Here is a 12,592-nt window from a genome sequence, read left to right as displayed (position 1 = left end):
ACTTTGTTACAGTAAATATTTATTCCATAGCTTATATGTAGATATACGTTCAACTAGAGAAGGGAAGGAACACATGAAGAATAAGAAGATATGCGGGTTCTTGTTAACAATGCTCGTGATGACTACTGTATTGTCAGCATGCAGCAGAGCAGGTACCAGCAGTAATTCATTATCTTTACATCACAATGAGGTGGTCGAAAAGCCACAGACTGGCGGAGTAGTTACTTATGGATACTCATCGCCGTTTATGGGCTTCTTTGAGCCTGCTTTTTATGAAGGTGAAGATGACTTTCATGTGCTGGAGTTTATTACTGAGGCCATGTTTACGATAGATGATGATTTATCAACGGTTCCTAATATCGCCACTTGGCAGGAGTCCGAGGATCATAGAATATTTACCTTTAAAATTAAACCGGGAATCCGTTGGCATAATGGAGATGAACTGACCGTAGAGGACTGGAAATTTGCGATGGAGACTATTGCTAGTCCAGACTACACCGGATCGCGTTATTATAGTGTGGAAATGATTCAAGGTGCAGAAGCCTATCATAAAGGTGAGGCGAAGAATATAACAGGTCTTAAGGTTATAGATCCTTATACTTTGAAAATAACAATGACAGCTGCCCGCGTAAATACGATTGATAATCTATGGCCGTATCCGATGAATAAAAAATATTATACTGGAGTCGCTGTTAAGGATATGCCTGAGAGTGATCAGATGCGAAAAAATCCGATTGGGATTGGCCCCTTTGAGGTGAGCCTTATTGAACCTGGCCAGCGGGTCGAGATGAAGCGCTTTGATCAATACTATAAAGGTAAGGCTTTATTGGATGGTGTGTTGTATAAGGTATTTGATGACAAGGAAATCATCAGCCTGTTTGAACAAGGCGTAATTGATATAGAGAATGCCCCACGAGATACTTATGAAAAGCTGAGCGAACTCGATAATATTAATATTTTACAATCAAATGAGCTTGCTTATGAGTATATAGGGTTTAAATTTGGGTATTGGGATAGTGAAGCTGAAAAAATCGTAATGGATAACCCTAAATTTGCGGATAAAAGATTACGTCAGGCGATGTATTATGCACTTGATCGGGAGGGGATCATTCAATCATTTTCTCATGGGTTAGGCAAGCCTATAGAAACTCCGGTTTCCAGTGCAAGCTGGGCGAAGATCCCTGACAGTCAGATTAACACGTATCCCTATGATCCGGAAAAAGCGAAGCAGCTGCTTGATGAGGCTGGTTTTGTAGATGTTGATGGAGATGGGCTGCGTGAGGATCAAAAAGGAGAAAAGTTAGTTATTCATTATGATTCTATGCTAGGCAGTCATTCAGCGGAGTTACGAACTGCTGCTATTCTGGAGGATTGGCGAAATGTGGGACTCGATGTGCAGCTTAATGGTGGGGCGTTAAAAGAGCTCAATACCTTCTATGAAGCAGTAGAGGCTGATGATCCGTCCATTGAGTTGTTTAACGGGGTATGGGGATTAGCTAATGATCCTGATCCTTCAGGTCTCTGGAGGGAGAATGATTTGTGGAACTACCCACGTTGGTCCTCGGAGCGGAATGAAGAATTGATTCGCGATGGCACAAGTATGAAGGCATATGATAGAGATTATCGACAACAAATCTATTATGAATGGCAGAAGCTAGTGAATGAAGAGGTTCCAATGATCTTTTTTGCAGAAAGAGAAAGCATTACTGCTGTCAATAAACGTCTACAAGGTGTGCGTGTTGACTCTTTGGGCTCCATAATTGAGCCTAATAAATGGTGGATAAAGGACTAAATTAAAAAAAATAAAAAAAATTACGCAAAAAGTGAAATCAAATTGCTGTTTCATTCGTCATATATATTATGGAGGATGACAACGATGAAGAGACGGATATTGATATGGGCTGGTGCAGCTTTGATAGTCGTTGTCTTAATTACGGTGTGGAGGCCTATCGAGCTGGGCTTTAAACCGGATATTGACGCGGGTTCAGCAGTGCTGCTAGATATGGATAGTGGAGATATATGGGTTAATATCAACGGCGATGTGCCTATGCCACCGGCCAGTGTGTCTAAATTAATGACTGAAATGATTGTGCTGGATCACATAACCTCTGGAACCCTTAGGTGGGAGGATAGAGTCCCTATTAGTGCTTACGCCAGTCAAATGGGAGGTATGAGTCTCTCATTAAAACGAGGAGATTTCTATACAGTAAGGGAGCTATTCGAAGGCATCACCATCTATTCTGCTAATGATGCTGCAGTTGCATTGGCAGAATATATGGCAGGATCAGAGGATTCTTTTGTACTTATGATGAATGATAGAGCACGTAGTTTAGGTTTATCTCCTAATACTGTATTTACCAACGCCTCTGGATTGTCGAGCAAGGATCTTGGTATCATTCGTCAGCCTACGCATATCGGTGGCCAGACGATGATGACAGCGAGGGATACAGCCAAATTGGCAGCTGCGCTAATCCATAATCATCCTGATGTACTGAATATTTCCGGTCGTACACAGATGCAATTAAAGGATAAAGGGTTATATGTTAGTAATAGCAACCTTATGCTTCCAGGTATGGGCGGCGCTTACGCATACGATGGAGCAGATGGGTTGAAGACTGGATATGATAGCCAGACGGGATATTGTATTGCGGGATCAGCCCAGCGAGAGGGGCACCGGCTTATTGCGGTCGTTATGGGGGCAGAGACCTATGGCAGCCGATTTGAGGGTGCTGCTAAATTGTTCGATTATGGGTTTTTCCGCGGTTTACATTATGGAGAACGGGTAAAACATATTATACATGCCCTTGGAATTCGAAGTTAAATTTGGAGCATCATACCAGTAATTATTACTTGGTATGGTGCTTTTTCCCTATTCATGTCGGTATTTGTTGTTTCTTTTTATCCATTTAGTGATTACAATAGAAATATTGTTTTATCCCATATTATTTTAGAAACGCAAAAAAACTTTTTTCTATAATTTAGAATGACCCGAATTTCCTGAAAGGGGGGACAATAAGATAATGGAATAAGGGACAGTAAATTCGCCGCCGAGAGAAATAAAACCATGACTGCCTGAGAACGATCAGGAGGCATTGTAAATATATGGTATGTGTAATTATTCTACAATAAAGAAGGAATCAAAGATGAAAAAAATAAAGAAAAGATACATTGCGCTAATTGTTCTCGTCGTTGTTATAGCGGGAGGCTTTCTGTTTCGGAATTCTTTGGCCGTATTAGCCTTTGACCTCTTTTTGTCCGATCGGGTAGAAAGCAAGCTGAAAGAAGAATCTTACCAGCCACTTAAGGATGAGAATAAGGTTAAGCCAGAGCCGGTTGTATACAAAAGCGATCCATTCTCGCTGATGCTGCTCGGGACTGATCAACGCGACAATGAAACCGCACGTTCAGACACTATGATGTATGCTGTTGTTCGCCCTGAGGATTACAAAATTCTGCTTATTTCTATTCCACGTGATACGTATACCGAGATTATTGGGCATAACGATAATAAAAAAGATAAGATTACCCATGCTTATGCTTTTGGTGGGCAGCAAATGGCTAAGGATACTCTGGAAGCACTGCTGGAGCATGATATTCAGTATTATGCCACCATTAACTTTCAAGGGCTCAAGGATGCCGTTGATGCTATTGGAGGCGTTCCGCTGCCAATCAAGAAGGATATTGTAAACAAGGGTAAGGACCATGAAAAGTTTACGATCGAGGGTGGAAAGTCGAATTATAACGGTCAAGAAGCACTCAACTATACACGCTACCGTGAAGATAGTGACTTTAACCGGACCAAACGCCAACAGGTTTTTATTGATGTCGTAGCTAATAAAATGTTATCGATCAGCCAAATCGGCAATATTCCTAAGCTGCTGGATATTATGGGCGATAATTTTAAGACTGATATTGAGCCTTCAATGATTATTAGTCTGGCCAAGAAATTTATGGGCGGCAAAGATATGGATATCTCAAGCTTTACGGTAATGGGCGAAGGAAAACGTATTGACGGACTTTATTATGATATCGTTGATGAAGAGGACTTGCGCGAAGCTAAGGCGCTGATTGATAATTGGATGAATGCAGGAACACCTGTAGATCAACTGATTGAGCCGGGAAAAGCAAGTAATGCACTCGAGCCCAAAGCAACAGCAGTTACGCAGTAATTCTAATTGGAAAGCTAAACTCATATAAATAAATTGCAGCAGCCATAAACATTCTCATGGCTGCTGCTTACTGTCTTCATGTTATAATGAGTTGGAACTATTATTTAGCTGCTACGTATAATCACATTGGCATGGCAGTAAAAGGAAGTTAAAGAACCGTAATTCCTTCGGAACTCTTTGAGGAGGATCAAGAGATGAATATTGCATTTTTTTTACTTCCGAAACAGGAGGTGGCCTGCGTAACGCTCGATTCTACGCTGCGCCAAACGCTTGAGAGGATGGAGTTTCACCGCTATACAGCAGTCCCGATTCTTAACCGTAATGGAGAGTATGCTGGCACGGTAACGGAAGGTGATCTGCTCTGGTACATGAAAGAGTCGGAGGGTAAGGTTTCGTTTGAGAACGCTTCAAAATTTTTGCTGAAGGACGTTCCATTACGTATGAATAACAAGCCGGTCTCGATTGATGCGGATATGGAAGATCTAATTAATTTGGCTAAGGTGCAGAACTTTGTACCTGTGGTCGATGATATGAACCGGTTTATTGGAATTGTTCGCCGGAGTCAAGTCATAGAATATTGCGAGAAATTTGTAACAAGACAATCACAGGAATCATTATAGTCCCAGTGTATTCGCGGTTATAGAAGCTATCGGAACAAGGCCTGTATTTCCGGCGATAACGGAATGCGGGTCTTTTTTAAAGAAAGCTCCTCTCCAAAAAGAGGCATAGTCAGTATGGATTGAAGCATACTTAAGGGGCGCGGGGCGTCCAGTGTGACACCGAATTTTTTATGCTATAATGGAGAATAAAGCTTTTTGCCGGAGGTAGAGAGACGTGCCCAATGTGCCGAAGGATCTGGATGTAGCCAAGCGCGCCAAGGTAATTGAATGGCTGAAAACCGAAGTGATTGATCAAGTTTCAAGGTTATTTAAAGCGTTATGGGAAGGCAGTACTACCCGTGTCGGTGACAGTCTGGCTAGCTTGATTATGAGCTCTTATATTTTGGGCCGCAGACTAGGGATTCCTTATCGTTCTTTAGATGACTTGCTACTGGAGAAGCTTAGAAAGCACAAGCAGGAAGGGCATCAACTGGAAGATTGGTACCAAGATATATCTGCTTTAGAAGAACATATGCGTAAGAGGTGAATACTGTTGAAATTTCGCTGGTCATCTGTGGCTTGGAGCGTAGCATACTTACTTTTGCTGCTTAGTTTAACGACTCCACTCCTCATCATCACTACCCTGTTTATGATTGTTCCGGCAGTAGTGTTGTTTACTACCCTGAACACGAGACAATTTGTGCTGCATGTATTGCCGGTATTGCTGATTGTAGGCTTGATTACACCAATTTATCTGTTGATAGCTGCGTATTTCTTAATACCGGCTCTGGTTATGGGGCGCTGGTATAAAAGACATGCCCCGGCCATGTCTACCGTGATCGCAGGTACGGTTACGATTCTTGCACAGTTCCTGCTGCTTTTGCTGCTGGGTACGGCATTATTTAATTTTGACCTGTCTACCTATGTGAACGATGTATTGCAAATGGTTAATTCACCTCTGTCCGAGCTCGGAACTACCAATCCTCTGCTCACTGATATTGGATTTTCAACTGAGGATGTAAACAAGATAAGTCATATGACGGTCCAAATGATCCCTATGACTCTAATCGTAAGCTCCTTCATGATTGCTGTGATTACGCATTCTATTGCCCGCCCGATTCTGAACAGTATGAATTATGCAGTGCCTAAGATGAAGCCTGCACGTGAATGGAGACTTTCGAGATCGTTTATTTGGTACTATCTGATTGGTGTTGTTCTACAGCTCTTCTTCTCAGGGTCGGAGAACAATTTCATCCTCATGATTTCTGCCAATCTTCTGCCATTGCTGCGAATTGGCTTTATGATTCAGGCCATCGGATTTTTCTTCTTCCTGGCGCATGAACGCAAATGGAACAAGATGTCTGCCGTTTTGTTAGCGATACCGGTTATTTTACTGCCGCCGCTGCGCATTATTGGTATTATTGATCTTGCGTTCCCACTGCGGGAGTATGTGACCAAATCGAAACGATAGGGTGAGAGTTCATGCCTAAATTTCTGCAAAGACGCTGGCACGGCTATCATACCGTATGGGCGTTCATGCTGCTGTTGGTCCTTATTATAATTGTCAGTGTTTATAACTGGGCGCTTGGGGTCGCCGGCCTGTTTCTGTCAGGTACTTTATGCTTCTATATGTTGAAAGCGGAGATCTCGTTCCGCCGTAATCTGGTGGAATATATTAATGGGCTATCTTTCCGCATTAAGCGGGTAGAGGGCGAAGCAGTCAGCATGCTGCCGCTTGGAATCATTCTGTTTAGCGAGGATCGAACGGTGGAATGGAATAACCGCTATGCCGGCGATATTTTCGCACGCAAGTCTTTAGTTGGGGAATCACTGCAAGAATTATTGCCTGATATGCAGTCTTTTTTCACAGGTGCTGCAGCGGGTAAGCGGGAGGTCGCCAAAGAGGGTGTGCTCCATGACACCCGCCTTGAGATCACCGTGGATGAACGATTTTATCAAGCTGTCATTATTCCGAGTGAGCGTATTCTTTACTTGTATGATATCACTGAGCTTGTGGTGTTACGTGAGCGGTATGAGGATGAGAAGCTGGCAATCGGCATAGTGATGATGGATAACCTGGATGAATCCGCTCAAGGGATGGATGATCAACAGCGAACCTCGCTGATTGCTAAGGTGACGAGTGAAATCACTGAATGGAGTAAGCAGTTTGAGGTTTATCTGCGGCGGTTGTCCTCGGAACGTTATCTAATGCTGCTTAATCATCGTAGCCTGCAAGCGTTGGAAGAGAGCCGCTTCGTGATTCTAGATGAAGTCAGAGAAATGACTGCTGATCTTAAGGTACCCATGACACTGAGTATTGGTCTGGCCTTTGGCGCAGACTCAGCAAGTGAATTAGGGGCATTGGCCCAATCCAGTCTAGATATGGCGCTTGGCCGAGGTGGTGATCAGGCAGCTGTAAAAGCAGGCCAACGGTTATCCTTCTACGGCGGCAAGAGTAATGCTGCTGAGAAGCGTACCCGAGTGCGGGCGCGGGTCATTGCGCATGCTTTGCGGGATCTGATGCAGGAGAGCGATCGTGTGCTGATCCTCGGTCATCGGACACCGGATATCGACGCTGTGGGTGCTGCAATCGGCCTGTTAAGGGCTGCGCAGATGTATAATGTAGAGGCTAGCATTGTGATGGAGACTCCTAATCCATCGATAACTAACATGATGGAGCAGATTCGTAAGGATGATGAGTTGTATAAGTCATTCATCACAACGGAGCAATCCCTACAGATCATGACAGAGCATACCCTGCTTATTGTTGTGGATACACATAAGGCGTCTATGACGATGGAGCCGCGGCTAGTGCAATATGCCAGCAGAATTGTAGTGGTGGATCATCACCGAAGAGGTGAAGAGTTCATTAACGATGCTGTATTGGTGTATTTGGAGCCTTACGCTTCATCGACTTGTGAGCTGGTGACAGAGCTGCTTCAGTATATTCATGAGAAGGTAAAGATCAGTCCGCTGGATGCTACAATGTTGTTAGCGGGGATCACGGTGGATACGAAGCATTTTGCGCTTCATACGGGGTCGCGTACCTTTGAGGCCGCAGGCTTCCTGCGCCGGAATGGTGCCGATACCGTACTTATTCAGCGTATGCTCAAGGAGGATTTACAGGAGTATATTTCCAAAGCCGAAATTATCAAACATGCGCGGATGGTGTATGACCAAATCGCGCTTGTAGTTACGGCACCAGGCATGAAAATTCCGCAGCTTCTTATTGCTCAGACTGCGGACACGCTGCTTGGGATGACCAACGTAGTTGCTTCATTCGTCATCAGCGAGCGGCCTGACGGCCTGATTGGCATTAGTGCCCGATCACTAGGACGTATGAATGTACAGGTCGTGATGGAGAAATTAGGCGGCGGAGGGCATCTGTCCAATGCCGCGGTACAGCTTGAAGGAACATGTAAAGAAGCAGAAGCCAGATTACTGCAGGTGCTGGCTGAAATCGAATCGAAAGAGGGGTTATTCGAATGAAGGTCATATTCATAAAAGATGTTAAGGGTCAAGGTAAAAAAGGTCAGGTTAAAGAGGTATCCGAAGGTTATGCTTCTAACTTCTTATTGCCACGTGGATTGGTTCGTCCGGCAACGGAAGGTAACGTGAAGACGCTGGAGAATCAAGCGGCTGCTGAACAACGCCGTAAAGATAACGAAAAAGAAGAAGCACAGCAATTGGGTAAGAAGCTTGACGAGCTAACACTGACAATGAAAGCAAAATCAGGTGAAGGCGGACGTTTATTCGGTGCTATTACAAGCAAACAGATTGCTGAGACACTGGCTTCCACCAAAGGAATTACTATTGATAAGCGCAAGATTGAATTAGGTGAGCCAATTCGCCATATAGGAGTATTTCAAGTAAGCGTAAAATTGCATACTGAAGTAAAGGCCACACTTAAGGTTGAGGTAACGGAGGAGTAACATGGGTGGAGATCTCTTTTTCGATCGGGTTCCCCCGCAGAATCTTGAAGCCGAGCAGGCGGTAATTGGTGCGGTTCTGTTGCAGGATGAAGCGCTCATTACTGCAATGGAACGGGTGAATACCGAAGACTTCTACGATAAAGCGCATCAAATGATTTTTGAGGCGATGGTGCAGCTCGGAGAAGAGAGCCAGCCGATTGATCTTGTTACACTTACGTCCAGACTGCAGGACAAAGGTGAGCTTGAAGATATTGGTGGGGTTAGCTACTTAGCTAAGCTGGCGCATGCCGTGCCTACTGCTGCTAACGTAGAATACTACGCCCAGATTATCGAAGAGAAAGCCATGCTGCGCCGTTTGATTCGCACAGCCACGCAAATTGTGAGCGAAGGTTATACTGGCGGTGAAGATGTAGCCGATATGCTGAGTGATGCAGAGCGGCGCATTCTTGAAATCTCCAACCGGCGGAGCGGCAGTGGATTTATTGCGATCCGCGATGTCTTGATGGAAGTGTTCGACAAGGTTGAGTTGCTTCATCAAAATAAGGGGGGTACCTCAGGTATCCCAACCGGATTTGTGGATTTAGATCATATGACTAACGGATTCCAACGTAACGATCTGATCATTGTTGCGGCTCGTCCATCTGTTGGTAAGACTGCATTCGCCCTGAATATTGCACAGAACGTGGCAGTACGTGCTAAAGAAACTGTTGCGATATTCAGTCTGGAAATGTCAGCGCCACAGCTGGTACAGCGGATGATTTGTGCTGAAGCCAACTTAGATGCCAATATTATGCGTACCGGTGACTTCAAGAGTGATGATGATTGGTCCAAGCTGACGATGGGTATTCAGTCTCTATCTGAAGCGGAGATTTATATCGACGATACACCAGGTATCACGGTAACCGATATTCGTGCAAAGTGCCGGAGACTGAAGAAGGAAAAAGGACTTGGCATGATCGTCATCGACTACTTGCAGCTCATTCAGGGCCGCGGTAAAGGCGGAGAGAACCGTCAGCAGGAAGTATCGGATATATCTCGTACACTGAAGCAGATTGCTCGTGAGCTAGATGTGCCGGTTATTGCCCTGTCGCAGTTAAGCCGGGGTGTAGAGCAGCGCCAGGATAAACGTCCAATGATGAGTGACTTGCGTGAATCGGGTTCTATCGAGCAGGATGCCGATATTGTTGCGTTTCTGTATCGTGATGATTATTACAATGCGGATACGGAGAAGAAGAATATTATTGAGATCATTATAGCTAAACAGCGTAATGGTCCCGTAGGCACGGTAGAACTGGTCTTTCTTAAAAATTTCAACAAGTTCGTTAACTACGAGCGAGCACATGCGGAACCATTTGCTGGTTAAACCTGACATGTATAATTCCCGAACGATTGCACATTTCTTTGTGTAATCGTTCGTTTTATTTGACTTTGAAAAAAACCGCTGTTACACTGAGAATTGTCCTTTAGCGGGTTAAATCTGCTTGGCGTCCGGAGGGCCACGTACATAAGAATGACGTATAGGGTCCATATTATGAAAAATAATGGTGCTAAGTAGCACCTACGGAGGAATGAACATGTCAACGGTAGTCGTCGTGGGAACACAATGGGGAGACGAAGGTAAAGGGAAAATCACTGACTTTCTAGCGGAAAGTGCAGATGTGGTCGCCCGTTATCAAGGGGGCAATAATGCCGGTCACACGATTCTGATTGACGGTGAGAAGTTTAAGCTCAGCTTGATCCCTTCGGGTGTATTTTATAAAGAGAAAACTTGTGTAATTGGTAACGGAATGGTTATTAATCCGGCTGCCTTGATCCAAGAAATTAATTATATTCACGAGAACGGTTTTGATACTAAGAACTTAGTGATCAGTGATCGTGCTCATGTCATTATGCCATACCATATGGTGCTGGATGCTCTCGAAGAAGACCGTAAGGGTCCGAACAAGATTGGTACTACACGTAAAGGTATCGGACCTTGTTATATGGATAAGGCAGCACGCAACGGTATCCGTATTGCTGACTTGATGGACGCTGAGGAATTCGAACTGAGACTCCGCCCCTTGATGCAAGAGAAGAACCAAGTGATTACGCAGGTCTATGGTGCCGAAGCTCTTAACGTAGAAGAGATTGTGACTCAATACCTGGAATATGCAGAAGTGCTGCGTAATTATGTAACAGACACCTCTGTTATTCTTAATGATGCCATTGATGCGGATCGCAAAGTGTTGTTTGAAGGTGCGCAAGGAGTAATGCTTGATATCGATCAAGGCACGTATCCGTTTGTTACTTCATCCAACCCATCTGCCGGTGGGGTGTGCATAGGTTCTGGTGTGGGACCGTCCAAAATCAAACAGGTTATTGGGGTTGCAAAAGCCTATACCACTCGTGTTGGAGATGGCCCGTTCCCTACAGAGCTGAATGATGCAACAGGTGATTATATCCGTGAAACAGGTCATGAATATGGCACAGTTACCGGACGTGCACGCCGTGTAGGCTGGTTCGACAGTGTAGTTGTGAGTCACGCTCGTCGTGTAAGTGGAATCACAGGGCTATCTCTTAACTCGCTGGATGTACTTAGCGGACTTGAGACTGTGAAGATCTGCACAGGCTACAAATACCGTGGTGAGGTAATTACTCATTACCCTGCTAGCCTCAAAATGCTGGCAGAATGTGAAGCGGTATATGAGGAGCTTCCAGGCTGGAGCGAAGATATTACTTCTGCAAAAACGTTGGATGATCTTCCAGCAAATACACGCAGATATGTTGAACGTGTATCTGAGCTTACAGGTATTCCGATTGCTATCTTCTCAGTGGGTCGTAACCGTGAGCAGACGAATCAAGTATTGCCAATTTATATCTAAAATCTAGTTATAATAAGGAGCCCCGTTAGAGGCTCTTTTTTTTGTTCTGAGGACTATATCTCTCTCTTTTGGGGCCTAGATTTATACCTAGACGTTTCCCAAGGCCGGTTCTAGTCAATACTGGATGTATAGAAGAACATGTACATGATCTACCAGATAGACTTGAACATAGGTGAGAGGAGAAATGAAGATGAAGATCGTGAAGCGTGCACTTAGCGTATGTCTGATTGTGGTACTTGCCAGCACTCTTTCAATTCTAACAACGGGCGTGGTTGTAAATGCTTATATTCAGTCGGTACTGGCTAGCTTCGATATTAAAGTGAATACTCCCGGTCCGGGATTTGGAGGAATGATTCGGAGCATCATTGGCATGGATAACAAATCTGACTCGGATACAGCCAATAAAGAAGTAACCACAGGGAGTACAGTTAGCAAGGAGACCGACAAAAGCACGGATTCGCCAGCTAAAGGCAAGGGTGAGCCCGTAGATGATAATACTCCGACTGATGCCTTACCAGTTATGGGGCAAGTTACAACCGAAAGTTCAGCTGATAACGGAAGCGGAAGTGTTGGTGACCAACAATTAGTAATGACACCTGAGGCACTCAGTGACTTCAAAGATAATCTTCCATCGGAAGAGAAGGTAAATATATTCAATATTTTGATGTCCAAACTACCCCAGGATGAGATGGCAAAAATTTCAACAGCGATGGAGGATGGATTAACAGAAGATGAGGTTAAAGAGCTGCAACAGGTAATTGCAAAATATGTTGATGCAGACGAATATGAGAGCATAATGAAAATGCTTACACCAACTACAGAATCTACGCAATAGCATTTGTAATTGTCACTTTATAGACACATGAAAAAGGTTAAAATTTCATATTTGCGCAAAAAACCCGCCAAATACGCGGGTTTTTTGTTATGTCTAAAGTTGAAATTTTTCTCTAAGCTATGGTACAGTAAACAAGGACCTCAAGAGGTTAATTTTTTGTAACCTCCTTAACAACCTTTTTATAGGTTCATTAGAA

11 protein-coding genes are annotated in these 12,592 nt (G+C 44.2%); all 11 read left to right on the top strand.

Annotated features, from left to right (window positions below):
* Positions 1-73 precede the first annotated feature (73 nt).
* The 11 genes from opp4A (at position 74) to MHH46_RS31625 (ending at position 12,396) form a co-directional block, all read left to right on the top strand.
* On the top strand, positions 74-1,792 hold the full coding sequence (gene opp4A, locus MHH46_RS31675) for an oligopeptide ABC transporter substrate-binding protein (protein WP_076191470.1): 1,719 nt from the start codon (positions 74-76) through the stop codon (positions 1,790-1,792).
* Positions 1,793-1,876: 84 nt separating this feature from the next.
* Positions 1,877-2,821, top strand: coding sequence for a D-alanyl-D-alanine carboxypeptidase family protein (locus MHH46_RS31670; protein WP_036677789.1), 945 nt, complete (start codon positions 1,877-1,879; stop codon positions 2,819-2,821).
* Between the two features lie 322 nt (positions 2,822-3,143).
* Complete coding sequence (locus MHH46_RS31665; protein WP_076099795.1) at positions 3,144-4,169, top strand: LCP family protein; 1,026 nt, start codon at positions 3,144-3,146, stop codon at positions 4,167-4,169.
* A gap of 194 nt (positions 4,170-4,363) precedes the next feature.
* Positions 4,364-4,789 (top strand): CBS domain-containing protein, encoded by a 426-nt coding sequence (locus MHH46_RS31660; protein WP_036677795.1) that lies wholly within the window; start codon positions 4,364-4,366, stop codon positions 4,787-4,789.
* A gap of 223 nt (positions 4,790-5,012) precedes the next feature.
* Complete coding sequence (locus tag MHH46_RS31655) at positions 5,013-5,315, top strand: MazG-like family protein (protein ID WP_170914153.1); 303 nt, start codon at positions 5,013-5,015, stop codon at positions 5,313-5,315.
* 6 nt (positions 5,316-5,321) lie between these two features.
* Positions 5,322-6,239 carry a DUF2232 domain-containing protein gene (locus MHH46_RS31650; RefSeq protein WP_076124314.1) on the top strand — a complete coding sequence of 306 codons (918 nt, stop codon included), beginning with the start codon at positions 5,322-5,324 and terminating at the stop codon, positions 6,237-6,239.
* Between the two features lie 11 nt (positions 6,240-6,250).
* Positions 6,251-8,257 carry a DHH family phosphoesterase gene (locus tag MHH46_RS31645; protein ID WP_076124313.1) on the top strand — a complete coding sequence of 669 codons (2,007 nt, stop codon included), beginning with the start codon at positions 6,251-6,253 and terminating at the stop codon, positions 8,255-8,257.
* Positions 8,254-8,700, top strand: coding sequence for a 50S ribosomal protein L9 (rplI, locus tag MHH46_RS31640; RefSeq protein ID WP_036677804.1), 447 nt, complete (start codon positions 8,254-8,256; stop codon positions 8,698-8,700). Before MHH46_RS31645 ends, rplI begins: the two co-directional genes overlap by 4 nt.
* Before the next feature lies 1 nt (position 8,701).
* The gene (gene dnaB, locus MHH46_RS31635) at positions 8,702-10,063 is read left to right on the top strand and encodes a replicative DNA helicase (protein ID WP_036677807.1); all 1,362 of its coding nucleotides are present in this window, start codon (positions 8,702-8,704) and stop codon (positions 10,061-10,063) included.
* 211 nt (positions 10,064-10,274) lie between these two features.
* Positions 10,275-11,561, top strand: a complete 1,287-nt coding sequence (locus MHH46_RS31630; protein WP_076191475.1) for an adenylosuccinate synthase — start codon at positions 10,275-10,277, stop codon at positions 11,559-11,561.
* A gap of 190 nt (positions 11,562-11,751) precedes the next feature.
* A complete protein-coding gene (locus tag MHH46_RS31625) occupies positions 11,752-12,396 on the top strand; it encodes a hypothetical protein (protein WP_076132908.1) in 645 nt (214 codons plus the stop codon).
* Positions 12,397-12,592: the final 196 nt, after the last annotated feature.

The sequence above is a fragment of the Paenibacillus sp. FSL H8-0175 genome, from assembly GCF_045040615.1.
Classification (GTDB): Bacteria; Bacillota; Bacilli; order Paenibacillales; family Paenibacillaceae; genus Paenibacillus_AQ; species Paenibacillus_AQ odorifer.
Note: the sequence above shows the minus strand (reverse complement) of the source record. Positions and strands in the feature narration are given on the sequence as shown.